At 59.9% G+C, this 25,175-nt stretch carries 27 protein-coding genes; 13 read left to right on the top strand and 14 right to left on the bottom strand.

The genetic code is table 11. From position 1 onward, the window contains the following. Positions 1-13 precede the first annotated feature (13 nt). Genes ACSOSP_RS11930 through ggt form a run of 4 tightly spaced genes read left to right on the top strand, consistent with a single transcriptional unit; the run spans position 14 to position 5,031 of the window. Positions 14-1,525 (top strand): ABC transporter substrate-binding protein, encoded by a 1,512-nt coding sequence (locus ACSOSP_RS11930; RefSeq protein WP_455306832.1) that lies wholly within the window; start codon positions 14-16, stop codon positions 1,523-1,525. A 7-nt stretch (positions 1,526-1,532) separates the two neighbouring features. Then, positions 1,533-2,477: an ABC transporter permease gene (locus tag ACSOSP_RS11925; protein WP_455306830.1), complete on the top strand. Its 945-nt coding sequence runs from the start codon at positions 1,533-1,535 to the stop codon at positions 2,475-2,477. Then, complete coding sequence (locus tag ACSOSP_RS11920; protein WP_455306828.1) at positions 2,477-3,349, top strand: ABC transporter permease; 873 nt, start codon at positions 2,477-2,479, stop codon at positions 3,347-3,349. Before ACSOSP_RS11925 ends, ACSOSP_RS11920 begins: the two co-directional genes overlap by 1 nt. Positions 3,350-3,393: 44 nt before the next feature. After that, positions 3,394-5,031: a gamma-glutamyltransferase gene (ggt, locus tag ACSOSP_RS11915; RefSeq protein ID WP_455306827.1), complete on the top strand. Its 1,638-nt coding sequence runs from the start codon at positions 3,394-3,396 to the stop codon at positions 5,029-5,031. A 189-nt stretch (positions 5,032-5,220) separates the two neighbouring features. Here ggt and ACSOSP_RS11910 read toward each other — a convergent pair whose 3' ends face one another. The 3 genes from ACSOSP_RS11910 to ACSOSP_RS11900 are packed head-to-tail and all read right to left on the bottom strand — an operon-like array spanning position 5,221 to position 7,129. After that, on the bottom strand, positions 5,221-5,850 hold the full coding sequence (locus ACSOSP_RS11910; protein WP_455306825.1) for a flagellar biosynthesis sigma factor: 630 nt from the start codon (positions 5,848-5,850) through the stop codon (positions 5,221-5,223). Continuing rightward, positions 5,847-6,860: a DUF2515 family protein gene (locus tag ACSOSP_RS11905; RefSeq protein ID WP_455306823.1), complete on the bottom strand. Its 1,014-nt coding sequence runs from the start codon at positions 6,858-6,860 to the stop codon at positions 5,847-5,849. The genes ACSOSP_RS11910 and ACSOSP_RS11905 overlap by 4 nt, the downstream gene beginning before the upstream one ends. Continuing rightward, positions 6,857-7,129 carry a hypothetical protein gene (locus ACSOSP_RS11900; RefSeq protein WP_455311048.1) on the bottom strand — a complete coding sequence of 91 codons (273 nt, stop codon included), beginning with the start codon at positions 7,127-7,129 and terminating at the stop codon, positions 6,857-6,859. The genes ACSOSP_RS11905 and ACSOSP_RS11900 overlap by 4 nt, the downstream gene beginning before the upstream one ends. 181 nt (positions 7,130-7,310) lie before the next feature. Between ACSOSP_RS11900 and ACSOSP_RS11895 the strand changes: the two genes are divergently transcribed. Next, the gene (locus tag ACSOSP_RS11895) at positions 7,311-7,610 is read left to right on the top strand and encodes a hypothetical protein (RefSeq protein ID WP_455306821.1); all 300 of its coding nucleotides are present in this window, start codon (positions 7,311-7,313) and stop codon (positions 7,608-7,610) included. 98 nt (positions 7,611-7,708) lie between these two features. On the opposite strand, the gene ACSOSP_RS11890 is transcribed toward ACSOSP_RS11895, so the two are convergent. Then, positions 7,709-8,941, bottom strand: a complete 1,233-nt coding sequence (locus ACSOSP_RS11890; RefSeq protein WP_455306819.1) for a DUF2252 domain-containing protein — start codon at positions 8,939-8,941, stop codon at positions 7,709-7,711. A gap of 193 nt (positions 8,942-9,134) precedes the next feature. Here ACSOSP_RS11890 and ACSOSP_RS11885 point away from each other — a divergent pair, with 193 nt between their 5' ends. Then, positions 9,135-9,527 (top strand): RidA family protein, encoded by a 393-nt coding sequence (locus ACSOSP_RS11885; RefSeq protein WP_455306817.1) that lies wholly within the window; start codon positions 9,135-9,137, stop codon positions 9,525-9,527. 11 nt (positions 9,528-9,538) lie between these two features. On the opposite strand, the gene ACSOSP_RS11880 is transcribed toward ACSOSP_RS11885, so the two are convergent. The 6 genes from ACSOSP_RS11880 to ACSOSP_RS11855 all read right to left on the bottom strand — a co-directional run bounded on the left by ACSOSP_RS11880 (position 9,539) and on the right by ACSOSP_RS11855 (position 16,152). Further along, a complete protein-coding gene (locus ACSOSP_RS11880) occupies positions 9,539-10,135 on the bottom strand; it encodes an alpha-ketoglutarate-dependent dioxygenase AlkB family protein (RefSeq protein WP_455306815.1) in 597 nt (198 codons plus the stop codon). Between the two features lie 122 nt (positions 10,136-10,257). Beyond that, positions 10,258-11,214: an ABC transporter permease gene (locus ACSOSP_RS11875; protein ID WP_455306813.1), complete on the bottom strand. Its 957-nt coding sequence runs from the start codon at positions 11,212-11,214 to the stop codon at positions 10,258-10,260. Positions 11,215-11,226: 12 nt separating this feature from the next. After that, positions 11,227-12,213, bottom strand: a complete 987-nt coding sequence (locus ACSOSP_RS11870) for an ABC transporter permease (RefSeq protein WP_455306811.1) — start codon at positions 12,211-12,213, stop codon at positions 11,227-11,229. Continuing rightward, on the bottom strand, positions 12,210-13,784 hold the full coding sequence (locus ACSOSP_RS11865; protein ID WP_455306809.1) for a sugar ABC transporter ATP-binding protein: 1,575 nt from the start codon (positions 13,782-13,784) through the stop codon (positions 12,210-12,212). The genes ACSOSP_RS11870 and ACSOSP_RS11865 overlap by 4 nt, the downstream gene beginning before the upstream one ends. A 141-nt stretch (positions 13,785-13,925) precedes the next feature. Continuing rightward, positions 13,926-14,939 (bottom strand): ABC transporter substrate-binding protein, encoded by a 1,014-nt coding sequence (locus ACSOSP_RS11860; protein WP_455306807.1) that lies wholly within the window; start codon positions 14,937-14,939, stop codon positions 13,926-13,928. A 124-nt stretch (positions 14,940-15,063) separates the two neighbouring features. Beyond that, the gene (locus ACSOSP_RS11855) at positions 15,064-16,152 is read right to left on the bottom strand and encodes a LacI family DNA-binding transcriptional regulator (RefSeq protein ID WP_455306806.1); all 1,089 of its coding nucleotides are present in this window, start codon (positions 16,150-16,152) and stop codon (positions 15,064-15,066) included. Between the two features lie 288 nt (positions 16,153-16,440). On the opposite strand from ACSOSP_RS11855, the gene ACSOSP_RS11850 reads away from it, so the two are divergent. From ACSOSP_RS11850 to ACSOSP_RS11840, 3 genes are all read left to right on the top strand, one after another. Beyond that, positions 16,441-17,241 (top strand): phytanoyl-CoA dioxygenase family protein, encoded by an 801-nt coding sequence (locus ACSOSP_RS11850; RefSeq protein WP_455306804.1) that lies wholly within the window; start codon positions 16,441-16,443, stop codon positions 17,239-17,241. An 83-nt stretch (positions 17,242-17,324) separates the two neighbouring features. After that, positions 17,325-18,263 carry an aldose 1-epimerase gene (locus ACSOSP_RS11845; RefSeq protein WP_455310936.1) on the top strand — a complete coding sequence of 313 codons (939 nt, stop codon included), beginning with the start codon at positions 17,325-17,327 and terminating at the stop codon, positions 18,261-18,263. A 115-nt stretch (positions 18,264-18,378) separates the two neighbouring features. Beyond that, entirely contained in the window at positions 18,379-18,792 is a 414-nt protein-coding gene (locus ACSOSP_RS11840) for a response regulator (RefSeq protein WP_455306803.1), read from the top strand. Between the two features lie 12 nt (positions 18,793-18,804). On the opposite strand, the gene ACSOSP_RS11835 is transcribed toward ACSOSP_RS11840, so the two are convergent. Together ACSOSP_RS11835 and ACSOSP_RS11830 are read right to left on the bottom strand one after the other, a co-directional pair. Then, positions 18,805-19,611 (bottom strand): endonuclease/exonuclease/phosphatase family protein, encoded by an 807-nt coding sequence (locus tag ACSOSP_RS11835; protein ID WP_031360474.1) that lies wholly within the window; start codon positions 19,609-19,611, stop codon positions 18,805-18,807. Positions 19,612-19,666: 55 nt separating this feature from the next. Continuing rightward, on the bottom strand, positions 19,667-20,170 hold the full coding sequence (locus tag ACSOSP_RS11830; RefSeq protein ID WP_455306800.1) for a hypothetical protein: 504 nt from the start codon (positions 20,168-20,170) through the stop codon (positions 19,667-19,669). Positions 20,171-20,552: 382 nt separating this feature from the next. Here ACSOSP_RS11830 and ACSOSP_RS11825 point away from each other — a divergent pair, with 382 nt between their 5' ends. The 4 genes from ACSOSP_RS11825 to ACSOSP_RS11810 all read left to right on the top strand — a co-directional run bounded on the left by ACSOSP_RS11825 (position 20,553) and on the right by ACSOSP_RS11810 (position 23,799). Then, complete coding sequence (locus tag ACSOSP_RS11825; RefSeq protein WP_455306798.1) at positions 20,553-21,530, top strand: AAA family ATPase; 978 nt, start codon at positions 20,553-20,555, stop codon at positions 21,528-21,530. A gap of 200 nt (positions 21,531-21,730) precedes the next feature. Further along, positions 21,731-22,831, top strand: a complete 1,101-nt coding sequence (locus ACSOSP_RS11820; RefSeq protein ID WP_455306796.1) for an NAD(P)/FAD-dependent oxidoreductase — start codon at positions 21,731-21,733, stop codon at positions 22,829-22,831. Positions 22,832-22,983: 152 nt separating this feature from the next. Continuing rightward, positions 22,984-23,295, top strand: coding sequence for a high-potential iron-sulfur protein (locus ACSOSP_RS11815; RefSeq protein WP_455306794.1), 312 nt, complete (start codon positions 22,984-22,986; stop codon positions 23,293-23,295). A gap of 192 nt (positions 23,296-23,487) precedes the next feature. Next, positions 23,488-23,799, top strand: a complete 312-nt coding sequence (locus ACSOSP_RS11810; protein ID WP_455306792.1) for a cupin domain-containing protein — start codon at positions 23,488-23,490, stop codon at positions 23,797-23,799. 200 nt (positions 23,800-23,999) lie between these two features. On the opposite strand, the gene ACSOSP_RS11805 is transcribed toward ACSOSP_RS11810, so the two are convergent. After that, positions 24,000-24,284 carry a hypothetical protein gene (locus ACSOSP_RS11805; RefSeq protein ID WP_455306790.1) on the bottom strand — a complete coding sequence of 95 codons (285 nt, stop codon included), beginning with the start codon at positions 24,282-24,284 and terminating at the stop codon, positions 24,000-24,002. A 93-nt stretch (positions 24,285-24,377) separates the two neighbouring features. Beyond that, positions 24,378-25,157, bottom strand: coding sequence for a Mut7-C RNAse domain-containing protein (locus tag ACSOSP_RS11800; protein ID WP_455306788.1), 780 nt, complete (start codon positions 25,155-25,157; stop codon positions 24,378-24,380). Between the last annotated feature and the right edge of the window lie 18 nt (positions 25,158-25,175).

Genomic DNA, 25,175 nt, shown 5'->3' with positions numbered 1-25,175 from the left:
CGGGGAAATGCAGATGCGAAAGATTCTCTTGGCCGCGGCGTTCGCGGCAAGCATGGCGACTACCACCGCCGTGATGGCTCAGTCGAACTCGACTATCCGGATTGGTTTGCAGGACGACATTGGCACGCTCGATCCGGCGCGCAGCAGTCAGGTGGTTGACAGGATCGTGTTCAGTTCGCTCTGCAATTCGCTGGTCGATATTGGTCCGGATCTGAAGATCGTGCCCATGCTCGCGACCTCGTGGAGCATGAGCGCCGACAACAAGACGCTCACGTTCAAGTTGCGCCACGGCGTGAAGTTCCATGACGACGAGCCGTTCAACGCCGCCGCTGTGAAAGCCAATCTCGACCGCGCGCGTTCCATGCCCGCGAGCAATCGCAAGAGCGAGCTGGCTTCTATCGATCATGTGGATGTGGTCGATGAATTCACCGTCGCTATCGTGTTGAAAGCGCCCGATGCCGCGCTGCTCGCCACGCTCACGGATCGCGCCGGCATGATGCTCGCACCGAAAACTCTCGCCGATGATTCCAGCGTCTCCACGCATCCGGTGTGCTCCGGCCCGTACAAGTTTGTCGAGCGCGTGCAGAACGACCGCGTGGTGCTGGAGAAATTCGCGGGCTACTGGGATGCCGACAAATACCCGATCCAGAAAGTGATCTTCCAGCCGATTCCCGACAGCACCGTTCGTCTTGCGAATCTCCGCTCGGGCTCGCTCGACATGCTGGAGCGTCTCGCGCCTTCCGACGTTGCATCGGTGAAGAGCGACAAGAACCTCAACTTTATTTCGATGAGCGGCCTGGGCTTCTACGACCTCACGTTCAACGTCTCGAATGGAGCGCGTGCGCCGAAGGCGTTCAAGGATAAACGCGTGCGCCAGGCGTTCGAACTTGCCATTGACCGCGATGCGATCAACCAGGTGATCGGCGGCGGAATTTTCTCTCCGATCGGTCAGGCGATCCCGTCGAACAGCCCGTACTTCGATGCATCGATCAAGACGACCAAACGCGATATCCCGAAGGCGAAAGCGTTGCTGAAAGCGGCGGGTTTCGAGCAGCTCAATGTGGAACTGACCTTTGGTAACAACACGGTATCGAACCAGATGGCGCAGATGCTGCAAGCCATGCTGTCGGAGGCCGGCATCAACCTGAAGCTGCGTCCGACGGACTACGCGGCTGCGCTGAATGCATCGACGAAAGGCGACTTCGAATTGCTTTATCTCGGCTGGTCGGGCCGCACGGATCCGGATGGCAACCTGCATCAGTTCGTGACCTGCAAGGGCAACCTGAACTACGGGCGATATTGCAACGCGGACGTGGACAAGCTGCTCGACGACGCTCGCGTGAAAGCAACGGTAGCCGAGCGCAAGCCGATCTACGACGCCGCGCAAAGGATCCTCGCCGATGAAGACCCGATTGTGTATCTCTACGCGCAGCCGTGGCCGTATGCGTTGTCGAAGAAAGTGCAGGGCTTCACGCCTTATCCTGACGGGCTGATCCGTCTGCGTGGCGTGAGCATCAAGGGGTAATACCGTCATGCTGCGAATCATCGCCAACCGCGCGCTCGTTGCGATCCCGACACTGATCCTCGTGTCGATGATGATCTTCGGTCTGCAAAAAATGCTACCCGGCGATCCGGTCCTGGCGATGGCCGGCGAAGATCAGAACCCGCAGGTCATCGCTACGTTGCGGCTGAAGTATCACCTCGATGAACCCGTGCCTGTGCAGTACGCGCTTTGGGTGAAGGACATTCTTCATGGCGATCTCGGCGCGTCGCTGAGAACCGATGTGCCGGTGACGAAACTCATCGCCCAGAAGTTGCCGGTGACGTTGCAACTGGCCGTGATGGCGATGATCTTCGCGATTGGCATCGGTATGCCGCTGGGGGTTTTATCGGCGGCGAACAAGGGGAAAGCGCTTGATTACGGCGCGAATGTTCTCGCGCTGACCGGCATGTCGATCCCGAACTTCTGGCTCGGAATCATCCTGATCTTTCTTGTATCGGTGAAATGGCAGTTGTTGCCATCGTCCGGATATGTATCGCCGACCGAGGACTTCTGGTTGAGCATCAAGACCATGCTGATGCCCGCGTTTGTGTTGGGTGCGGCGCTCGGCGCGCAGTTGATGCGGCATACACGCAGCGCGATGCTGAGCGTTCTGCGCAGCGACTACATTCGGACGGCGCGCGCCAAAGGGCTTTTGCGCGGCACGGTGGTGGTGAAACACGGCTTTCGCAACGCGCTGATTCCGATCGTTACGGTGCTCGCGTTGCTGTTCGGCGAACTACTTGCGGGCGCTGTGCTGACCGAGCAAGTGTTCACCATTCCGGGCTTCGGCAAGCTGGTCGTCGATGCGGTTTTCAACCGCGACTACGCCGTCGTTCAAGGCGTCGTGCTGGTTACAGCGGTGGGGTTTATCGTGGTGAATCTGTTCGCCGATGTCTTGTACGTGCTGCTCAATCCGCGGCTTAGGAAAAGCTGATGGCGACTATTGTGGAAGTGGAAACAGCAGCTTTACCGCGCAAACGCAATCGCGCGTTGGGTCGCTTCATGCGCAATCGTGCGGCTGTGGCTGGCGGAGTGATCGTGCTGCTGGTGATTCTCGTGGCTATCTTCGCGCCGTGGCTTTCACCCTACGATCCCATTCAGGCGAGCTTCATGACGGTGCGGCAAGCGCCATCGGCGAGTCACTGGTTCGGTACCGATGAACTCGGCCGCGATGTATTCACCCGCTTGCTGTGGGGCGCTCGCGCTTCCTTGTTGGCGGGGGTTGTGTCGGTAGGAATAGCGGTGGTCATCGGCGTGCCGCTGGGGCTATTGGCGGGCTATTTCGGCAAGCTGGTTGACGGCGTGATCTCGCGCTTCACCGACGCATTGCTGTCCATCCCGTTCCTGATCCTTGCGATCGCGCTTGCCGCGTTCCTCGGACCGAGCCTTACCAACGCGATGATCGCTATCGGCGTCTCGGCCATGCCGCGCTTCGTGCGACTCACGCGCGGTCAGGCGATCAGCGTCAAAGCCGAGGATTATGTGGAAGGCGCACGCGCGATCGGGCTAGGGCACTTCCGTATCATCGTCCGCTACATTTTCCCCAATGTGCTGCCGCCCATCATCGTGCAGGCGAGCCTCACGGTCGCCATGGCGATCATCGCGGAAGCCAGTCTGTCGTTCCTCGGTCTCGGGCAATTGCCGCCCGCGCCATCGTGGGGATCGATGCTGAACACCGCGAAGGATTTTGTCAGCCAGGCGCCGTGGATGTCGATCTTCCCGGGCATCGCGATCTTCCTGGCTGTGCTCGGCTTCAACCTGCTCGGCGATGGATTGCGCGACGCGCTCGATCCGCGCGAGCTTTGACGTGTGCTCCAACAACTTTCATCAATCAAAGAGACGAGTTTTCCATGACCCGCTTCAACTGGCAGAACCCCTATCCCACGCCGCGCTTGCCGGTGTTCGCGCGCAATATCGTTTCCACGTCCCATCCGCTCGCTGCGCAAGCCGGCTTGCGGATGTTGTGGAAGGGCGGTAATGCGGTCGATGCGGCTATCGCGGCGGCGGCAGCCATCACGTTGGTCGAACCCGTGTCGTGTGGCCTTGGCGGCGATGCGTTCGCGCTTGTCTGGGACGGCGCCAAGTTGCATGGCTTGAATGCATCGGGCGTGTCGCCGGCCGCTTGGAACGTCGATTACTTCAAGAACAAATACGGCGAGCAAAACGGCCTGGCGAGCCAGCCGAAGCGCGGCTGGGATGCGGTCACTGTGCCTGGCGTGATCGCGGGATGGGAAGCGCTGCACGCGAAGTTCGGCTCGCTGCCGTTCGGCGACCTGATGGAACCGGCCATCGAAATTGCAGAACGTGGGCATGCGGTGGCGAGCATCGTGGCGTACAAATGGGCGGCGGCTATTCCCGAATTGAAGGATCAACCGGGTTTCGCCGATACCTTCATGCCACGCGGCCGCGCGCCGGAGATCAGTGAACTGATGCGTTATCCCGGTCATGCAAAGACCTTGCGTGCGCTTGCCGAACACGGGCCGCGTGCGTACTACGAGGGTGAGATCGCCGAGAAGATCGCGGCATTTTCAAAGCAGGGCGGCGGCGCGATGACCGCTGCCGATCTGCGTAACTACAAGGCCGACTGGGTCGAGCCGATTTCGAAGGATTATCGCGGGCATACAGTCCATGAGATTCCGCCGAACGGGCAGGGCATTGCCGCGCTGATCGCACTCGGCATTCTCGATAAATTCGATGTGAAGTCGCTCACCGTCGACAAGATCGAGTCGCAGCATTTGCAGATCGAAGCCATGAAGCTCGCTTTCGCCGATGTCTATCAGTACGTCGCCGATCCGCGTTCCATGGACCTCACGCCCGAGCAGATGCTCGACGACGCGTATCTCACCGAGCGCGCCAAGCTCATCGATCCGAACAAGGCGAAGCACTTCGATTTCGGCATGCCGCCGGCGGGCGGGACCATCTATATGTCGGTGGCGGATGAGCGCGGCATGATGGTGAGTTTCATCCAGTCGAACTACATGGGTTTTGGCTCAGGCGTGGTCGTGCCCGATTCAGGTATCGCGATGCAGAACCGCGGTTTTGGTTTTTCGATGGACCCGAAGTCCGCGAACGTGGTGGAAGGCGGCAAGCGGCCCTTCCACACGATCATCCCGGCGTTCCTCACGCAGAACGTGAACGGCACGCAGGAAGCGGTCATGAGCTTCGGCGTGATGGGCGGCGACATGCAACCGCAAGGCCATCTGCAATCCATCGTGCGGATGCTTGATTACGGACAACAACCGCAAGCCGCGTGCGACGCTCCGCGCTGGAAGGTCAACCGCGATTTCACCGTCGATGTGGAATCGACGCTTGATCGTGAAACCGTCAACGCGCTTCAGGCGATGGGGCACACGATCAAGTCCGTCGACGATCCTTATATGGATTTCGGTTCGGGGCAGTACATCTGGAAGCTGGACCGTAATGATCCCGAGCGTGGGTATGTTGCTGCAAGCGATAGCCGTCGTGATGGGCTGGCGGCGGGGTTCTAAGTTTCGTCTTTGCAGTATCAGCTCGTCGTGTCCGCACTTGGCCGCGCAACCAGATGCCAAGCCAAGTGTGCGGCAAGAGAACAACTATTCATTTGGCAGTTCGCCGAACACAGGCGGTCCAGGGTCAGCGTGATCAAGTACCGCTCGTCGTTCGGGCGGTTCTCGTGAAAGCGAGCAAGCAGCGCTGCGTCAATCACCGCTTTGCTCCGTCATTAAAGGCGGCCCACTTAGCTGTAACGTGATCAGGTATCGCTCGTCACTAGTCGGGTTCGCGTGTTTGAAGCGCCGAACATCGAGAGAGATCTGATATTTGTCGCCTGCTTGCCAGAAAGTCTGTGGGTCGGTCCCGGCACGTATCTCTGCGCGCATGGCTGACGTATCCGTGATGGGCGGATGGTCAGCAGTTAGAATCGGCCGCCAGTGAGCACGCCGGAGTTGGTCTTGCAAAGCGACTGCCGTCGCTATAGCTTCGTTAAGTGGAAGTGTCTCAACCTGGGGCGATAGGGTTAGCTGCGTGACCTTGCCGTCTTGATCCGCATATAGGCTTAGGAGTTTTGCAGCCGGTGTCACAAACCCGTATTGCGGGTCGCTGAACTGTAGGACGGCTGGGCGCCGAACATAGAGGTTAATCCTGTTGTCACTGGTAAGCACCGGCAGCGTCGATCGGGATTGCTGACGTATCTGCGAATAAGATTCGCCAATCGTCAACACAACTTCGTCGGCCGGCTTCGCCTTCACATAGATTCCCCATGCGACAGCAAATCCAAGAATTAGACCGGCAACCAGCCAGCGCCATTTCTTAGTTCGAGTTTCGGTCATCGTCTATCCCCTCTAGCAAGCAAGAACAGAGAGTTCTCGACGGAATGGCGTTCGACCGAACGGTGCAACAATTCGTCAAACCGGTTTGCTGCGCGCAGGACAAACGCCATGCGTTGATCAGGATCTGCAAGATTCGCCAGGGGCTCCTTGCTGAAGATTTCGTATTTTGCGTTGGCACCCGTGACCGTGCATTGATTGGCGAGCGTCAACTGGATTTCCCGCGCCGATCCCGTTGGAATGTTAAGCGCCCACGCGAACTGATTTGCTCGCATCATCGTGGCAAAACCCGGATCGTTGTACATAGCGGGTTGCAGGATATTGAGTTGCTCGTGGCGAGCCAGTTGCGCGACTCCCTCAGTAAGATTGCCGGCATCAATTGCACTGAACCCGCGTCGGATTTCGTCCTTTACTGTACCGAAGGGAACCCGATCAGCTATTGGCCACACGACCGCCCCACTCAATAGCGCTCGCTCCGGTAGACAGCGCTCGAACCTCTGCAACCCGAATTCCCTATAAAACATGTGCAGCGGCCATATATCGAGAAACAATGCAGTATTGCCCTTCGCCAGCATCTCATAGACCTTTCGTGCGGCCTCACCGGACGCCTGATCCGGCATTGGCATACGCGGCGACGCAAAAGGAGACAGGCGCTCAAGCGGCGAACTGGTCTTGTCCCATTGCTGGTAGGCGTCTCGCTGTCGATTGGACTTATCGATCATCTCCGCGGCGTTGAGCAGGCCGCAGCCAACCTGTTTGGATGCAAATGCAGCAAGCCCCGCCCATTGGAATCGGTGATCGTCCAACCACAATTGCGCATAAGCCGCATTGATTCGTCGGTTGCGCACGATCGGATCGTCAACGGATACGATAGCCTCAGCCTTCTTCTGGTAGACGCGCCAGCAGTTGAAGCAGTCTTGCTTGTCGTCTTCCGCCCGTTTTTTCGCGGCTGCTTCTTCTTCTTTCCAGTTCGGGTAACAAATCGGACACCTGTGGTCATCGCACTTTTTCATGCAACCTGCTTGTCGTGATTAATTTCGTTTTTATCACGCACCGCGATCATAGTTTGCGGCGCACGCCCACATATAAACTCAGCCGCACAGAACATCGAGCGGCCGCTCTCATTGAGGGCAAACCTAGCAGATTGCTGAACGTTCATGTTATTGGGATAGGCGTCGCTCTCTTCAGGGGGAAAGATCGGCCTGTTACGGGCATCGCGGGCGCGAACTTCTATGGTTGATTCGTCCCGCAGTTGTTCTGTCTCCAAGCTCGACAGCAACATTCCTCAGCGCGGGTACGTGGCCGCAAGCGATAGCCGCAGGGACGGGCTGGCGGCGGGGTTTTAAAAAAGAGATACGCCCGGTTACGTTTATCGCATAACGGTAGCACCTGTATCAAAGCGCTCTCCCTACACTCGGTCATGTAAACAACACGTTTGCACACCAAGTGCACGGAGAGATGCAATGAACAAGAAGATCCTGGGTGCGGTACTGGGCTTGAGCGCGCTGTTGGTATCGGCGGCAGCGTCGGCGCATGTGGATGTCGCCGTGGGGATCGGCGTACCGGGTTATTACGCGCCGGCGCCGGTGTATGTCGCGCCGCCGCCGCCGGTTGTCGTGGGGTATGGATACGGCGGAGGCTATGGCGGTTATGGTGGTTATCGCGACGAAGGCTGGCGCGAACGCGAATGGCGTCGCCGCGAATGGCATCATGAACAATGGCGTGAGAATCACTGGCGCGAGCGTCGCGGCTACGGCTATTGAGTGTTGACCGGTTTCTTGAGCGGTCGTCTACGAAAATGAAGAAGGGCTGTTCCGCGTTTGCGAGAACGGCCCTTTTTATTGCGGCGTCAATGTGCGCGCTAGGAAACCGACCCCAGCGCATACCGCCGACAATGTTCAAGGTAAGCGCCTTCGTGACTGCTGACCAACTCCACGATACTTGCCCACAGCCACGACGGCGCATCGAGCGACTTCGACTTGGCGCGCCGCAACTCCGATAACCACGCGCGCCGCTGTGTTGCATCCATCTGCCGGGCGTGCGCTTTACCAACGACCATCGCCAGGAAGCGCGCCGCCTTCATCGCTTCAACCTGCGTGAATTGCTCCACCGTCAGCTTCATGTCCTGCGGCAACAATTCGCGGATCACCACCGACCGGTCGTTCAACCGCGCCGAGCGCATCCGTTCCCCAAGCCACGGCGTTAGATGCCGCGCGCCTTCCACGACGCGTTCGGCGTTATCGCGCGGCATGCGCTTGGTCGCGTCCGCATCCGTATAACGCGGCGCTGCGGCCTTCACGCCTTCCTTGATATCGATCAGGCAAAGATCGTCGCCTTCTATCGCGCCGCCATCGATGTCCAGCAACACCGCATAGCGCAGCCGGCCGAGCGAGCTGCAGCCTTTCACCCAATAGGCGGCATCGATCACGGTGACGTTTTCTTCGTCGGCGTTCTTGCGCAAAGCGGTCGCTATATCGGCAATTTCGCGCTGCTTGAACAGCGCCTTGATCTCCGCGCGCTCGGTCTTGTCGAGCGGCCAGAAACGCTTGCCGAGAGGAATGCTCGGCTCAATATCTTCGATGCGTTCGATCGCCAGTTGCTGCCACGTGCGGCGCACCGCTTCCTTCATCATCACCCGTACCTCTTCGGGTTTCGCATCCTTGACGGAGCGATGGTGGGAACGATCGAAGGCATGTTCGTAGCCTTGCGCGACGGCTTCCATCATGCGTGCTGTCGTGACGCCGGGCAGGTCGGAACCGCGTGCAGCCGTTGCCAGCGACAACCCAAGCCGGATGATGTCGTGCGCCGGGTTGCCGATCACAGTTTGATCAAGGTCGCGGATCTGGATCTCCACGCGGCCATCGGCGTTGGCAATGGGTCCGAGATTGCCGGTGTGGCAATCGCCGCAGATCCAGATGGCCGGGCCTTCGGGCAGTGAGTGGCCTTCGATGCCGTCGAGCCATTCATAAAACTTGGTCGTGCTGCCGCGCACGTAAGCATGCGCGGATTCGGCCATTTTCATGTTGCGGCGCTCAAAGAGGAGCGCTTGACGATCATTGGGGCTGGGAAGCTTGAATTTCTTTTTCTTGGGCATGGGATCGTCCTTGGGTGCTCAATTAGAGCAAGGCGCATGCCGCCGCAATGTAATGAAAATGAAGGCATTTTGGACGCAGGTTTATCGCTGAGGTCGATAGTGCAGCAAAGCGATCGTGTAGTGTGACCGTCTGGTCAGGCAGCCGGATTTTTGATCCGTTACGGTGACGGCCTGCACTTTCCAAGAAGACACAATGACGCTGCCCACTTTTTCGATGGTCGATACCGCCCCCACCCCGGTCGGTCCTTTTTCTCACGCGGCTGAAGCGGATGGCTGGGTGTTCCTCACGGGACAAATGCCAACCGATCCCGCCGATGACTCCAGGCCCTTGCCCGAAGGTGTGCAAGCGCAGACGCGTCGGGTGATGGATAACCTGATTCTTGTGCTGGAAGGGATCGGCTTGTCGCTGGATAACGTGGTGAGCGTGCGGATTTTCCTGACCGAATTCAAACGCGATTACGCCGCCATGAATGATGTATATAAGGCCTACTTTCTGCCTAAGCCGTTGCCGGCGAGGACGTGTATCGGCGTGACGGGGTTGGCGCGTGATGCGCTAGTCGAGATCGATTTCGTCGCCAGGCGATAAGTCTAATAAGACTATTTACGCGCCGATGAGTCCACGTATCGGAAAGTCAGGTTGATCCGTTCGCCGCGCGCCTCGGGTTCCTTCGGCACTCTATGCGCCCAGTCGAGCTGAGTGCGTCCCTGCATGATCAGCAAGCTGCCGTGCGTGAGTTGAAGCGTATGCGTTTGCCGAGTCTTGGTATGCCGGAAATCGAAGGTCCGCGTCGTGCCCAGACTTACCGACGCGATCACCGGTTGTGGTCCGAGTTCAGGCTCCTTGTCGGCATGCCAGCCCATGCTGTCCATGCCCGTGCGGTAGCGGTTGATCAGCACGCTGTTGAAGGGGGCTTTGGATTCGGATTCGGCCTGTGTCTTCAACGCCAGCACCGTCGGCGTCCAGGGCTTCGGAATGTTGCGAATGCCTGAGTACACGTACACCGCGCCGGGGTCTCCCTGCCACGCGGTCAGGCGCGGGAAGGGGATCCTGCCGGCGGGCGTGGTCATTGAGTCCTGCTGCCAGGTGATTTCATCGAGTAAAGTTGCCAGCGTGTCCGACGCTGTCGGCGCGTCCAGCCAGTCAGGCAGCCATACGATGTCAGGCTTGGGGATGTCGTCGAAGAGGTCGAACATGGCGGTAGTTTTCGCCTTCGGGCTGTCTGCTAGGTCAGTCTCAGTAACTTAGCAGATTCTCCTTCCGGTAACTTGCGCACTCATTTTTTACAAGCCGCCACGTTGCATGGCGGCTTGCCATTTCACCGCGCGAGCTTTGTCACCGTCACCCGCTTCTTCAGCACGCGCGCTTGCAGCACGATCACGAGCAACAAGAACACGCCGCGAATCACCGATTGCCAATACGCCGACAGGCTGATGAAGCCCAAACCGTTCTCGAAGTTCAGCAGGTTGAACACCAATCCGAGCAGCGCGACGCCGGCAATCGTCATCGCTATCGATCCTTGTCCGCCAGTCAATAACGTCCCGCCCAACACCACCGCCGATATCGCGAACAACTCCCAGCCGACGCCTTCGTTCGGCTGCCCTGCGCCGAATTGTGCTGCCAATATCGCGCCCGCAATGCCGGCGAGCAAACCGCTCAACGCATAGACCGCCACCAGCGTCCTGTCTACATTCAAGCCCATCAAACGCGAGGCCTCTTCACTGCCGCCAATTGCAAGCGCATGCCGCCCGAAGCGTGTGCTTCTCAACGCCAGCCAGCCCAAAACTGCCGCCACCGCCGCCACGATTCCCGGGATCGGCAGACCCCATAAATCGCCTTGTCCGAAGTTGCCGAAACTGGAGGTGGGTGCAATCGATACGGCGTCGTTATGGCCCAGCAGCAACGCCAACCCATGCGCCCCCAGGCTCGTCGCCAACGTCACAATAAACGGCAAGATCCGCATGCGCGTGATGACGAGGCCATTCAGCATGCCTATCGCGAGCCCCGCGCCTGCGCCCGCGAGCACCGCGACCAGGCCGCCATGCGGGCTCGCCAGCGCGGCCACCACGCTTGCCAGCGCCGCCACCGTTCCCACCGACAGGTCGATGCCGCCCGTGATGATCACAAACGCCATGCCCACCGATATCAACGCGAACATCGAGTTGTATCGCCAGAAGGAGTTGATGTTGTAGGCCGATGCGAAGTGGTCGTATCGAAGTACGCCAAGGAGCAGCAACGCGGCCAACGCCAGCAGGATAGGAAGGTTCTTTTTCATGTCGATGTTTCCCTATCGATGGCGCCGCTGCACATACACCGCGGCGATGATGATGCCGGCCTTGACCACGAGCGCGGCGGCATCGGGAATGCCGTGGGCGAGCAGCGTGTATCGAAGCAACTGGATGATGAGCGCGCCAATCAGCGTCCCGACTATGTACGCGCGGCCGCCCGTCAACGCCGTGCCGCCCACCGCGACCGCGGCAATGGCGTCGAGCTCGGAGCCCAGGCCGATCACGTTCGCGTCTGAAGAGGAGTTCACGGATATCGATATCAACCCCGCCAACCCCGCCAACGCCGCGCACAACGTGTACGCGATCATCTTCACGCGCGCCGTTGGAATGCCGCTCAAATACGCAGCCTGTTCGTTGCCGCCGGTGACAAGCAGATACTGCCCGAACAAGGTCTTGCGCACGATCCACGCGAACAACACCACCAACGCGAGCATCAGGAACACTTGCGCCGGCACACCCGCTACGCGGCCGAGTGCGATCCACTGGAACGCGGGGTTATCGAAGGCTTGCAGGCTGCCGTCGGTGAACACCTGCGCAATGCCGCGCCCGGCGATAAACAGCACCAGCGTCGCGACAATCGGCTGCACAGAAAGCCTCGTCACGAGGAAGCCATTAAAGACGCCACAGAGGGAGGCGGCCAGTACGGGCAAGACAAACGCCAACGCAATGCCGAACGGCCCGGCTACGTTCATGAAGATCATCGGCGCGAGCGAGCCGGCAATCGCCATTGAAGCGCCCACCGATAAATCGATACCCCCCGTCGCCACGACCAGCGTCATCCCGATGCCGACGATCACGATCGTCACCACTTGCGTCAGGTTGACGTTAAACGTCTGCAGCGACCAGAAGTGCTGCGTGAAAAGGAGGTTGAAAACGATCATCGCGAGCAGCACGGCGATCTCGCGCTGAATCGTTATCCGATGTCTTTTCTTCTGGGCGGCCTGCACGATTGGCGCGGCAGTTGCCGGTTGAGTTTTCTGATTCATGAGTGACCTTCTTTGGCATCGACCGCTTCCGCCAGCGAGGATTCTTCTCCCGATCCATACGCGATCGCATCCATGATCGACGCTTCGCTCATACGGGCGCCGTCGAGTTCGGCGACGGTCTTGCCATCGCGGATCACGACTGCGCGATCGGCCACGGCAGTGAGTTCTTCCAGTTCGGACGCCGACAGCAACACCGCCAGCCCGGAGTCGCGCAATTCGCGGATGATCTTGGCGACATCGGCTTTGGCGCCGACATCGATGCCTCGTGTGGGTTCATCGAGCAGCAGCAAACTGGGATTCGTCGCCAGCCAGCGCGCGAGCAAAACCTTCTGCTGATTGCCGCCCGATAGTTCGCGGATCGGCTGGTCAGGCGAACGCAGTTTGATCCCCAGCGATTCGATAAACCGGTCCACGATCTCGCGCTGTTTCGCGACATCGACTACGCCGCGTTTAGTCAGCGTGCGCAGGCACACGAGCGTGAGGTTGTCGCGCACCGACAACTCCGGCACGATGCCTTCGGCCTTGCGGTCCTCGGTGAGATACGCAATCCCGCGCGCAATGGCGTCTTGTGGCGACTTGAGCGTGACCGTTTTGCCATCGATGGAAAGCGACCCGCGCTCGGTCGAATCCGCGCCGAACATCAACCGCATGGTTTCCGTGCGGCCCGACCCGAGCAATCCGGCCAGACCTACAGCCTCGCCCGCATGAACATCGAGCGATACATCCGACACCTTCGCGCCCGCGCCGATATTCGTCGCGCTGATCGCCGTCGCGCCGCGCTTGGCGAGGTTCGCTTCCTTGACCGCGCTGTCCTCGTGCACCACGGCAGCAAGCGTGCGCCCAAGCATAGTAGTAACGAGTTGCAGCTTGTCGAGCGCGGCCATCGGGCTTTCCGCAACGGTCTGCCCGTCGCGCATGACCGTGACGCGATCGCACAGCGCATACAACTCATCCAGCCGATGCGAGACGAAAATCACCGCGCGGCCATCGTCCCTCAAACGCCGCACGACGCTGAACAGCAATTCGACTTCGCGTTCATCGAGTGAGGACGTGGACTCGTCCATGATGACCATCTTCGCGTCCGACGATACCGCCCGCGCCAGCGCCACCATCTGCTGAATCGCCGTCGAAAATTCACGCACGGGTTTGCTGACATCGATTTGCAAGCCGAACGAGTCGAGCAATTCCTGCGCGCGCCGATGAATCGTCTTCCAGTCGATCAACCCAAACTTGCGCGGCTCGCGGCCGAGAAAAATGTTCTCGGCAATCGAGCGGAACGGGACGAGATTGATCTCCTGATAGATCGTGCTGATACCCGCTTCGCGCGCTTCTTTCGGGCTGCGGAAATCGGCTTCGCGGCCATCGAAGCGAATCGTGCCCGCCGAGCGCCGGTATGCGCCCGTCAGGATCTTGATCAGCGTCGACTTACCCGCGCCGTTCTGCCCGATCAGCGCATGCACCTCACCCGCCGATACCGACAGCCGCGCGTGCCGCAACGCAGCCACACCGCCAAAGCTGATGTCGATATCCTGCATCTCGAGCAGGGGTGATCCGGAATTCGGCGTGTTCATCTAGTGCGTCTCCCTGGCGGCTGGTTTCGTTTCAGTCCGCCGGATACAAAAGAAGCGACGGCCCGCGAAAGACCGGGCGCGCCGCTTCGAACACCTTCGTTGCTCTTACCCGAGCGTCATACAGTCACTGAGCGCGCACGCTCAATAGCCGTACTGCATGCTCTCTTTGACGTTGCTCTTGTCGTAGAAGCGGTCGGAGACTTTCACCCACGGCGGGACCGTTTCGCCCTTCGCGAACTTCTGCGCCACATCGCATGCCAGCGGGCCGAAGAACGGGCTCGACTGCACGCTCGCGCCGAGTTCGCCGGCAGCGATAGCGTCCATGCCGCCCTTCGTCCCGTCGATCGTCACAAGGATGATGTCCTTGCCCGGCTGTTTGCCGGCTGCCTTGATCGCCGCAATCGCGCCGAGCGCCATTTCGTCGTTGTGCGCGTAGACGGCGGTGACATCAGGATGCGCCTGAAGCAGCGTTTCCATCACCTGACGGCCCTTGTCGCGCGCAAAGTCGCCGCTTTGTGACGCAATGATCTGCATGCCCGGATTCTTCGCGATCACATCGTCAAAGCCTTTCTTGCGATCGTTCGCAGCGGACGCGCCGGTCGATCCTTCCAGTTCGATGATCTTGCCCTTGCCGCCGGTCGCCTTGACCAGCCAGTCAGCCGCGCGCTGCCCCTGGTTGATGAAGTCCGAGCCGATGAACGTGATGTAGTCCTGACCCGCTTTCGCCACCGATTGATCCACGTCCCGATCGACCAGGATCACCGGAATGCCGGCTTTCTTCGCCTGCAACACGATTGGCGCGAGCGGTTTTTCTTCACGCGGCGGGAACACGATCAGGTCGACATGCTGCGCGATCATGCTCTGGATGTCGGCGACTTGTTTCGATGCCGAGCTGTTTGCGTCGGTCATCACCATCTGCCAGCCGCACTTGGCGGCGATGTCCTTGAAGCTCTTGGTTTCGGCGAGGCGCCACGGGTTGTTGCTTTCGGTCTGGGCGAAGCCGACGCGCAGGGGTTTCTTGTTCGCGAGCTTGGGCAGCGGAGAGTCGTCGGCGTGGGCGACGCTAACGCCCGCCGCCATCGACAAAGCGAGCACCGACGCAGCCAGTGCGCGCAACGGGAATTTGCGTGTGTTGCAGTTTTCAAGCGACAGCATGTCTTCCTCCGGGATGGATGGTCCTGCTTTTTTAAGTACTTCGGTCCTGCAGGGTTTTTCGTTCTCTCAGCTCTATCTCAATAAGTTGAGGTGCGATGATTATTTCACCGTACTTTATTATTGGTCAATCGCTAATATTATTAATTACGGGCTGTTCTGCCACGGTAATTACCCTTACCGATGCACGTTCGACCAGCGGTCCATCGAGCTTTACCGTGCGCCGGCGCACGGGAGCGCCGGCGGTGCGGTTGTGTTCTTCCTGGAGGAGTGTCTCGACTGCCCATCGCCCCAGTTCATAGTTGGGCAGGACCACGGTCGAGAGCGGCGGATGCGTGTGCCGGGCGATTTCCTGATCGTCGTAGCCGAGAACGGATACGTCTTCGGGTACGCGCAATCCAAGTTGCTTCAGCGCTTCGATCGCGCCGAGCGCCATCAAGTCGTTCGCGCAGAAAATTGCCGTTGGCGGGTTGGATTCGCGCATGAGTGAGAGCGTTTGCTCGAAGCCGGAACCCGAGCTCCAGTCGCCTTCACGCACCAGTTCAGCGGCGAACGGCAGGTCAGCAGTTGAGAGCGCCATCCGATACCCCTTCAGCCGGTCCCGCGACGCGTCCTGCCAGGGTTCGCCATTCACATACCCAATTCTTCGATGCCCCGCGTTCAGCAGATAATCCGTTGCGGTATGGCCTCCGGTAACTTCCGCGGGCACAACGGACGAAAGCTCGGAATCGTTTGTGTAGCAGTTCAGCAGGACCGTCGGGACTTTCGAAAGCGCCGCGGGCAAGATCACCTTGCGCGTATAAACCGTCGCGTAAATCACGCCGAGCACGTTGGGGTTTGTCAGCGTGGCGTCGAGTACCTGCTGCTCGATCTCCGCGTTGCCGTGCGTCGAGTAAACGGCCAGCATCCGGCCGTTTGCGAACGCCGTATCGCGTGCACCGTCGATGTTCACCACGGGATGCGGGCTAGTCGAAATTTCATCGGCCAGATACACGATCAGGTTCTTCTCGTTCGCCCCGATCGTCGGGTCCAGCGGTTCGCGGGCCGTCATCCGGTAGCCGAGATCCTGCGCCGCCTTCAGCACCTTGTTGCGGGTCGCGTCGGAGAATTTCGCGCTAGTCGCGTTGTTTAGCACCAGCGACACGGTGGATTGCGAAACGCCGGTCAGTTTCGCGATGTCGGTCATCGTCGGACGGCGTTGCGTGGATTTTTTCATTGTCTGAGGCCGCGAAAAAGGCGGTGGCGTTGTGGTTGCGTTGCGCTGGAACGTTCTGCGGGATGCTCTTGACGGTACCACTAATATTTTTTACCGACAACGCTCACAAACCATTGCCTGTATTACTTCCGTCAGCGATCAAACGGGTCTAAGTTCTATTACTAATAATATTGACTAGTTCGTGGTGATCATGCGATTCTCGGGGCGCACAGCGGATGTCGGATCAACGAAAGCCACGCGTGCCGACCGCGCCGCCGGGTTCGCGCGGCGCAATACAAGGAGACGAAGATGGCCCGCTACGACGAGCGCGCTCGCGATGCGCTTGCGGAGGATTTCGAACGTGACGGTTTTGTCCTGCTGCCCGGCCATTTCCCGCGCGCGACGCTTCAAGCTTGGCGCGCGGCTTTCGCACCGCTTTTCGAGCCGCATGAAGCGGCGGCGCGGGAGCAGGGCGGCAGCGGCAATCGGGGGCCGGGGCGCTATTACGTCACGTTGCCGTTCGAGGGTGAGTTCGCCGATCCGGCCATTTTCTGCGATGCCGACGTGCTGGGAATCGTCGAGCGAATTGCCGGTCCCGATCCTGTGATGTGTCAACTCGCCACCGATACACCCGTGCGCGGTTCCGACTTTCAGGACTGGCATCGCGACACGCCGCCTTTGTTCGATGGCGTGCCGGAAACACCGTCGTTCCAGTTGGCGGTGAATTTTCCGCTTGTCGATGTGAATGACGAGAACGGATCGCTGGAAACGACGCGCGGGACGCATCGGATATCGCGTGAGGAAGCGCTTGCCGGCTTGGCGGATGGCCGGTTCCCGGCGGAGCGCGTTCCCATGCAACTAGGCGATGTGATGATCCGCGATGTGCGCGGTTTGCATCGCGGAACGCCGAATTTCACCGATACCCCGCGGCCGATGGTCGTGATCGGGTATAGCCGTTCGTGGTATTTCCGGCCGGAAGTGCAGGTGCAAGTGCCGCGCGATGTGTTCGCCGCGCTGCCCGCCCGCGCGAAACGGCTGTTGCGTTATAGCCCGCAAGTCGACAAGACGCCGCGGACCTTCGACGAAAGTTATCAGCGGTTTGCATATTGAACACCGATCTACGAACAAGCGCGGGTGAAAGCGCCGCAGCCCGATCCACTGAGCCCACTCAGGCCGCTGACGACGCGTTCCGCATTGGGTTGAATGATGCTGCGCTGATCGAACTGCGCTTTGAGAACCGGCGAGTGTTGCTGGCGCCGCACGTCGGCGGCGCGATCGCGGCGTTCTACGATCTTACAAATGGCGGCAATGGCGCGCTGCATTGGCTGCGTCCCGCGTCGGCCGATGCGCTCGCTGCTGGCAACCCGCTCGGCATGGCGAGCTTTCCGCTGCTGCCGTATTGCAACCGGCTACGCGATGCGCGGTTTGCTTTCGACGGCCGTGAAGTCGATCTATCCGCCGATGGCAACGCGTTCGATCATGCGCTGCACGGGCATGCGTGGCGGCGGGCATGGCGCGTGGGGTTGGTATCGTCGAATACGGTGGAACTGCATCTGAACCACGAACCTGGCGACGAAGCGGCGCATCACTGGCCGTATCGATACGAAGCGACCCAGCGTTTTGAACTCGATGATTCAGGCTTGTTCGTCACGATGTCGATACGCAATCTCGACGATCAACCCATGCCGTTCGGCATGGGCCATCATCCTTATTACCCTCGCACGCGGGCTACGCGCATCCATACCAAGGTTCGCGCAATGTGGCACTCGACCAAGGATCTCCTGCCTACGAACCTTGGCGCGCATCCGTGCGTTGATGCGTTGTCGTCGCCGGAAGGCTTGCCCGCCGATGCCTACGATCTGGACAATAACTTCGCCGGATGGTCGAGGTCGGCGACCATCGACTGGCCGGATGAACACCGCAGCGTGACGCTTTCTGCCGATGCGCCGTTCGATCACATGGTCCTGTTCGCGCCCTCCGCGCATCCTGACCAGTTGTGCGTGGAACCGGTAACGAACACAGTGGATTTCCTGAACCTGGACGCCCCGCGAGAGGACATCGGCGGCGGGGTTTTGATGCCAGGGGAAATGACACAAGCACGCCTCGGCTGGACGCCGCACGGACCGGCTTGATCCGACGCCGGACGGATCGCATCCACTTTCCCGGTATCATCCTGAAATGATCCGCGTGCCTTATTCACTGAGCAGGCGAGCACCTTCAGCATTCTCAAAAACCCAGGAAAGTATCATGACGATGATCGACAGCCCGCCAGGCGAATCGACCCAACCGCGCCGTGTCTTGCTCGTCGATGACAGCGTCGATGCAGCTGAAGCCATGTCGATGTTGCTCGAAACGCTGGGGCACGAAGTTCGCGTCATGCACGATGGCCCGAGCGCGCTTGCCATGGTCGATGACTTTGCGCCCGATGTCGTGATCCTGGACATCGGTTTGCCGGGAATGGATGGTTTTGAAGTTGCGCGCGAGATGCGCAAGCGCGGCGTGACCAAATCCGCATTGCTGATTGCATTGACAGGTTATGGCGCGGAGAGTGACAAGAAAGCGGCGCGCGACGCCGGCTTCGACCACCATCTGGTCAAGCCCGTCTCTTTCACCGCGATAGAAACCGTGATCGCCGCGTCATTTGCAGGAGGCGCGAAGTAATAAAGCGACGCTTCATTCCACCCGCAACTTCGCCATATACGGCAGGTGATCGGACAGCCATGCGGTGTCCTGCGTCGGCGTGATCCATTCGACCGGCTTCATTCCGCGCACAAACATCTTGTCGAGCGCGAGCGCGGGTGAAAACGCCGGATAAGTCCGCCCGGATTCGCCGAGCATGGTCGCCACTTCGCTCATCCCAAGTTCGCCGAAGACCCCCACCGAATCATTGCGCCAGTCGTTGAAGTCGCCCGCCAGAACCAGCGGCCCTTCAGGCGCTTCTTTCGAGATCCACAACGCGATCCAGTTCATTTGCCGCAACCGTGCGGCCCGCGTCAACGCGAGATGCGCGCACAGCAGCGTGACCGAGCGCCCGGCAAACGTGGCGCGCGCGACCAGCAAACCACGCCGCTCGAACCGATGCGCCGAGATGTCCCAACGCCCACCCAGATCCAGCGGATGCGGTGAAAGAATCGCGTTGCCATGCCGCCACGACGGTTTGAACACGTTCTGCCCGAGCGCGATCTGCAAATCGAGCGAGGTTGCGATTTCCGTTGCCTGGCAATGCCAGATGTCATCGATCGGAGCATCGAGCGGATTGCCGAAGCTCGCCGCCAGCACCGGCTGCGGCATCCGGCGCGCCATGGCTTCCTGCAGGAAATAGGCGTCGGCTTTGGTCGACTGGACCCAGCGCTGCATCGCGCTCCACGCCTGGAGGCCAAGCGGTGAGCGCCCCTTGTGCAGGTTCCAGCTCACGGCCACGAAGTCGGGTGTGTCGCGAACGGAGGGAATGCCGGAGGTGAAATGTTCTGGATTTCGCATGCGATGAATGAGTTGACCGCGTAGTTGACCGTCAGTTGATCGACGCGGCGGCGCGCTACTGCGCAGCCGTTGCCAGCGTCGCACGAACCTTGTAGGTGAGCGACGGATTTTTATCGACGATCTGCCATGTCGACCATTCACCCGGTTTCAATACCAGCCCGGGATGTGCGGCGCTGACCTGACGCGGTTGGGGCGGTAGCTTGCAACCCTGCGCCGTAACGGGCGCGGTGCTGTCCTGTAAAGTTTCCTGCGCGTCGATCTGCAACGTGATGTCGTCGCTATTCGCGTGGATGGGGGAAATGGTGAGGGTGCGCTGCAGGTCGATGTCGCCGGCGGGCTTGTCCGCGCAACCGACGTTGTTTTTTACCACGTGATGATGGGTATCCGTGTGGCCCTGGCCGACGCTTGTCGTGCCGGTAAAGCTGTCGATCTGCTGACCGTCCTGCAAAACCTGCAACTCCCATTTGACCGGTTGCGGCGGCGTGTTTTGCGCAAGGGCGGTGAAAGGTGCGGCGATCGCGGCGCAGAACAGCAACGCTGCCGTGGGGTGTTTCAACATGTGTGCTTTTCTCCTGATCCCTTGTTACGTCCGGGCCATGGCCCGTTCGATCCGGGTAGCTTGCTCTGAGACTGAGTTCTGACGACTTCTGACACTGATTTGCTGCGGCCGTTCAGCGCCGAAATGTTTCCAAAAGCTACTCGCGCGAACGCAAAAACCGCAGCAATCGCTGATGTTGCGCGCAATCTGGCGACGCACTTTCCGCACCCGCTCGCCGTGGTTTTTTCCGCAGCACAGCCTGACGATCATACAAGCGCTTGGGCTTGCCTGCCGACGCCATCGCATTTTTAACGATTAGCAGCAGACGGTCCGGACTGCTCGCTTGCGTGCAGTTTTATGGCCGATAAACTGAATTTATCGACCAACAAAATCGGGGAAAGCGATGACCACCGCCGTAGTCAAACAAGAACTCGCCGTGGCGTCGTTCAGCAAGGTCTACGACCTGGACGAGGTCGAAACCGCGTTGAACGACCTGGGCGAAGGGGGCAGCGAAGCGCTGCGCGGCACGTACGAAAAGATGCTGAAAGCGGGCAATCTGCGCTTTTGCGTCAAGCCGAACCGGATGCCTTCCATCGACGATCTGGTGGCGGACCTGCCCAATTTCCAGGAGCCGCTCAACGACATCCGCAAGCAGATCGCGCTGTGCCTTGAAACCGAGGACCGCCTCGAATTGATGCCCATGCTGCTACTCGGCGATCCAGGCATCGGCAAGACGCATTTCGCCAAGCAGCTTGCGCGTTTGCTCGGCACGTCCTGCCATTACCTCGCCATGAGTTCGCTGACGGCAGGCTGGATCCTGTCGGGCGCGTCGTCGCAATGGCGCAATGCCAAGCCGGGCAAGGTGTTCGACGCGCTCGTGAACGGCAGTTACGCCAATCCGGTCATGACGGTCGATGAAATCGACAAGGCTACCGGCGACGCCCAATACGACCCGCTCGGCGCGTTGTACGCGCTGCTGGAACACGATACGGCGCAGAGTTTCATCGATGAATTCGCCGAAATTCCGATCAACGCGGGCAACGTGGTCTGGATCGCGACGGCGAATCAGGCAAACACGATTCCCGAGCCGCTGCTGAACCGGATGAACGTGTATGAGATCGCGCCGCCGGATCGCGATGGCGCGCGCCGTATCGCCCAGTCGATTTATCACGAGATTCGCAGCGCGCACGCGTGGGGCGCACGCTTTCCGGAAACACTCGGCGACGCGCCGCTCGACGCGCTGACGCAGGCTTCCCCGCGAGCGATGCGGCGCGCCATGCTCAACGCTTTTGGCAACGCGCGCATCGATAACCGGCATGAAGTGCAGGCTCGAGACATCGAATTAGGCAATGGTGGGCGAAAGAAATCGATCGGGTTCTGATTGCGCGTTTTGGAGAAATCTGCAAAAACCCCTCGAAATATGGCCTGAAACTGACTTTTTCCGGGCAAAAAGGCCATATTTCTTGATTTGGCCCGGATTATTTCGGAAATTGGTGCTTGCTGGGCATCGGCATTGCGAATTGCACAAAAAGCGCAATAAAGCGCGCGAAACGGTTCGGCTGGCTGGCCTAGAATAGTGAGATGGACAGAATCGAATGTGTGGTGATTGGCGCCGGCGTGGTCGGACTCGCCGTCGCGCGAGCGATGGCGGCGCGTGGCCGCGAGGTGATCGTGCTCGAGGCGGGCGAAGCGGTCGGCACCGGCACGAGTTCGCGCAATAGCGAGGTTATCCACGCGGGGCTGTACTACCCGCGCGGCTCGCTGAAGGCCGACCTGTGCGTGCGCGGCCGCGCGATGCTCTACGAATATTGCGACGCCCACGGCGTCCCCTACAGCCGCTGCGGCAAATTACTCGTTGCCACGGCGCGCAATCAGTTGCCGCAATTGACGGCAATCCAGCACAAGGCCGTCGAAAACGGCGTCACGGGCCTGGTGCGCGTAAGCGGCGCCGAAGCCATGGAGATGGAGCCGCAGCTTCATTGCGTGGAGGCGGTGTTGTCGCCGCAGACCGGCATTATCGATAGCCATCAGTTCATGCTCGCGTTGCAAGGCGACGCGGAACGCGACGGCGCGACCGTGGCGTTTCATACGCCGGTGACGGATATCGATGCACGCAACGGCGCGTTTATCGTGGAAACGGGGGGCGAGGCGCCAATGGCCTTCCAGGCCGGTTGCGTGATCAATAGCGCGGGGCTGTGGGCAAACCAGATCGCGCGCAACATTCGCGGACTCGACCCGCGCCATGTGCCGCCGCTGTATTTCGCGAAGGGCAATTACTTCACCGTGAGCGGCCGGACGCCATTCGACCGCCTGATTTATCCGATGCCGAATGAAGCCGGACTCGGCGTGCATCTCACCATCGATATGGGCGGCCAGGCCAAGTTCGGTCCTGACGTGGAATGGATCCAGAAGATCGATTACACCGTCGATCCGCAGCGGGCCGCCAGCTTTTATGCGGCCATTCGCGCGTACTGGCCGAATCTTCCCGACGATGCACTCCAACCCGCTTATGCCGGGATTCGGCCGAAGCTTTCCGGGCCGGGGCAACCGGCGGCCGACTTCATGATTCAGGGACGGGCGGCGCACGGCATAGCGGGGTTGGTGAATTTGTACGGGATTGAATCGCCCGGGTTGACGGCGTCGCTGGCGATTGCCGAGAAGGTCGCGAGGATGGCGGGCTGAGGTGAGCTGACCCTATGGCAAACCCGCTGTGACATTTCGCCATCGGTTATCTATAAGATTTGACTTAGATTGTCGTGCTTTGCGTTGATATGCTTTGGAGATCGTCGTCGACAAGAACGGCGCACACCCCCAATACAACGGAGCACATTCTCATGAAGTCCTCACGACGCACGTTCCTGATTTCGAGCATTGGCGTGGCATCGGCACTCGCGGTATCGCGTACCGCGTTCGCCGACCCGGTCAAACTGACGGAAGCCGATCCGATGGCGCAAGGCCTCGGTTACAAGCTCGACGCCACCACCGTCGATAAAGCCAAATTCCCGCGTTACGCCGCCGGCCAGGATTGCGGCAATTGTTCGTTCTATCAAGGCAAACCCGCCGACACTTTCGCTGCCTGCCCGATGTTCGCAGGCAAGCAGGTCGCAGCGAAAGGGTGGTGCAACGCTTATAACAAGAAAGCCTGAGCCGCCCGGAACGGATCAGCCGCGTAGTTGGTGATCATCGAAGCGCGCCCCGCCATGCACTGGCCGGGCGCGTTTTTTAGCGCTGCTTGAAAACGATCTCAGCGCTCTTTAGACTTTCCTTCCTTGCGCCACGCGGATGTCGACGACGCGCGGGCCTGTCCCTTGATAGCTAGATCTCTTGCCGGATGACCAATGAAAGTTGTTAAAAGCGGCGAATTCACGGCGGAGCGCGCATGGGGCGCACTCGATATCACCACGATGAATGGCGTCTCATGCCGCCTGCACTGGACCGATGCGCCGTATAAATGGCACGTGAACGACGGCGAGGAAGTCTTCGCGGTCATGCAAGGCCAGGTGCGAATGCGCGTGCGGCGGGAGGGCGTAGAGGAAGAAGTATTGCTCAATGCCGGCGATATCTTTCATGCCCAGCCCGGCGATGAACATGTCGCCGAACCGGTAGGTATTGCGCGAATCCTGGTGATCGAGAAAGAAGGGAGCGTTTGAAATAAGTTTGCGCACGCGGCGCGGGAGATTCGACTCTAAAAGCACGCGTGAAAAAGCCGTTCCGCAATGCGCCGGAACGGCCTTCCATTCAGCAGACAAACTCGCCGGAGCTGCACTGCGCTTCGGCTCCGCGCCAATCCGCAGTCATATCACCGTCTTGAGCCCAACCGTACTCATTCGGGCGAACTCATCGCGTCAGCTTAAACCGCTGCCTTGCGTTCCAGGCCGGCTTTCACCAGCAACTCCGCCAACGCTTCCGACATTCCGCCTTCATGCTTGGCGGCATGTTCCTGCAATTGCCTGACGAGATCGCTGTCCAGCTTGCACGCGAAGGGCACGAGTCCCTTTTCCTGATCGAGCCGGCGCTGTTCGCGCTTGTCGAGTTTTGGCTGCGCGGTTTGCGGGCCGAAGCTCGACGCGCTGTTTTGCTTCAGGCCGTTGGCGAGCTTGAGCGCCTTGTTTTTTTCCAGATCGAATTTTTTCACGCGAAGCTCCAAAAGCTATAGAGGCACAAGGCCGAGGCGCGTATTGTACGCACCTCCGGGCTTGAGCCGTTCCGGAGCCATTTACCGAGCGCGTTAACCGGACGCAGGAACTGGCGGATTACCCGGCGCGCCGTCCATCAATTCTTCGATACGCGCCCGCATCCTCTTCCAGTGCGACCCTTCCCAGAAGACCCGCCTGCATACATCGCATGTTACGAACCGCGCGTGCCGTTCAAGCACACCTTCCGGCACGCGATCGCTCACCTCGTCCGCGCTCGCGCGACGCAGCGGCGCGTTGCACATCAAACACAGGCGAAACGGGCGGACGTGTTGCGTGAGCCCGAGCCGCGTGGCGACTTCGCGCCATTGCGCATCGGGCTGAAGCGTGCGCACGTAGCAACCGTGAACAAGCGAGCGGCGCTTCAGTAACTCGCGATCGCGCGTGAGCACCACGCGATGTTCAGCGCGCGCAAGCTGCTCGATTTCATCGTCGGGGAAATGGTTATCGTAGCGGGTATCGAAACCGGCCAGGCGCAGCAGTTGAGCGAGGCCGCCAAGATGCGCATCGGCGATAAAACGCAACGTCTCAAGCCGCAATGGGGCACGCAACGGATGCACAATTTCAAGCGCGCGGGGCATCGCGCCGGGCGGGTAGACATCGATAAAATCGGCGTCTTCCATGAGGGTATCGAAGCCGTCGGGCAGGCCGTTGCGTAGAATCAGCGCCACCTCCGTGTGCGGCACGCCGAGTGCTTCGATCATATGCTTGGTTGTCGACGCCGCCGGACACACGCACGTAAACGCCTGTTCGCGCTGCGGCCGCGCCAGGAACTCATTCAACTCCCGATGAAAACGGAACGTGGCAGTCGTCATGGATTTGAGTATGGCATC

This window comes from Caballeronia sp. KNU42, assembly GCF_053760385.1.
This window is presented reverse-complemented; position numbering and strand designations above follow the sequence as displayed.

Coding starts and splice junctions, on each gene's coding strand:
- ACSOSP_RS11885 (WP_455306817.1), top strand. CDS start 9,135: ATGACGCTGCCCACTTTTTCGATGGTCGATACCGCCCCCACCCCGGTC.
- ACSOSP_RS11835 (WP_031360474.1), bottom strand. CDS start 19,611: ATGCGAAATCCAGAACATTTCACCTCCGGCATTCCCTCCGTTCGCGAC.
- ACSOSP_RS11930 (WP_455306832.1), top strand. CDS start 14: ATGCGAAAGATTCTCTTGGCCGCGGCGTTCGCGGCAAGCATGGCGACT.
- ACSOSP_RS11890 (WP_455306819.1), bottom strand. CDS start 8,941: ATGCCCAAGAAAAAGAAATTCAAGCTTCCCAGCCCCAATGATCGTCAA.
- ACSOSP_RS11910 (WP_455306825.1), bottom strand. CDS start 5,850: ATGACCGAAACTCGAACTAAGAAATGGCGCTGGCTGGTTGCCGGTCTA.
- ACSOSP_RS11820 (WP_455306796.1), top strand. CDS start 21,731: ATGGACAGAATCGAATGTGTGGTGATTGGCGCCGGCGTGGTCGGACTC.
- ACSOSP_RS11895 (WP_455306821.1), top strand. CDS start 7,311: ATGAACAAGAAGATCCTGGGTGCGGTACTGGGCTTGAGCGCGCTGTTG.
- ggt (WP_455306827.1), top strand. CDS start 3,394: ATGACCCGCTTCAACTGGCAGAACCCCTATCCCACGCCGCGCTTGCCG.
- ACSOSP_RS11900 (WP_455311048.1), bottom strand. CDS start 7,129: ATGTTGCTGTCGAGCTTGGAGACAGAACAACTGCGGGACGAATCAACC.
- ACSOSP_RS11840 (WP_455306803.1), top strand. CDS start 18,379: ATGACGATGATCGACAGCCCGCCAGGCGAATCGACCCAACCGCGCCGT.
- ACSOSP_RS11880 (WP_455306815.1), bottom strand. CDS start 10,135: ATGTTCGACCTCTTCGACGACATCCCCAAGCCTGACATCGTATGGCTG.
- ACSOSP_RS11925 (WP_455306830.1), top strand. CDS start 1,533: ATGCTGCGAATCATCGCCAACCGCGCGCTCGTTGCGATCCCGACACTG.
- ACSOSP_RS11850 (WP_455306804.1), top strand. CDS start 16,441: ATGGCCCGCTACGACGAGCGCGCTCGCGATGCGCTTGCGGAGGATTTC.
- ACSOSP_RS11815 (WP_455306794.1), top strand. CDS start 22,984: ATGAAGTCCTCACGACGCACGTTCCTGATTTCGAGCATTGGCGTGGCA.
- ACSOSP_RS11865 (WP_455306809.1), bottom strand. CDS start 13,784: ATGAACACGCCGAATTCCGGATCACCCCTGCTCGAGATGCAGGATATC.
- ACSOSP_RS11825 (WP_455306798.1), top strand. CDS start 20,553: ATGACCACCGCCGTAGTCAAACAAGAACTCGCCGTGGCGTCGTTCAGC.
- ACSOSP_RS11870 (WP_455306811.1), bottom strand. CDS start 12,213: ATGAATCAGAAAACTCAACCGGCAACTGCCGCGCCAATCGTGCAGGCC.
- ACSOSP_RS11800 (WP_455306788.1), bottom strand. CDS start 25,157: ATGACGACTGCCACGTTCCGTTTTCATCGGGAGTTGAATGAGTTCCTG.
- ACSOSP_RS11920 (WP_455306828.1), top strand. CDS start 2,477: ATGGCGACTATTGTGGAAGTGGAAACAGCAGCTTTACCGCGCAAACGC.
- ACSOSP_RS11905 (WP_455306823.1), bottom strand. CDS start 6,860: ATGAAAAAGTGCGATGACCACAGGTGTCCGATTTGTTACCCGAACTGG.
- ACSOSP_RS11875 (WP_455306813.1), bottom strand. CDS start 11,214: ATGAAAAAGAACCTTCCTATCCTGCTGGCGTTGGCCGCGTTGCTGCTC.
- ACSOSP_RS11810 (WP_455306792.1), top strand. CDS start 23,488: ATGAAAGTTGTTAAAAGCGGCGAATTCACGGCGGAGCGCGCATGGGGC.
- ACSOSP_RS11830 (WP_455306800.1), bottom strand. CDS start 20,170: ATGTTGAAACACCCCACGGCAGCGTTGCTGTTCTGCGCCGCGATCGCC.
- ACSOSP_RS11855 (WP_455306806.1), bottom strand. CDS start 16,152: ATGAAAAAATCCACGCAACGCCGTCCGACGATGACCGACATCGCGAAA.
- ACSOSP_RS11860 (WP_455306807.1), bottom strand. CDS start 14,939: ATGCTGTCGCTTGAAAACTGCAACACACGCAAATTCCCGTTGCGCGCA.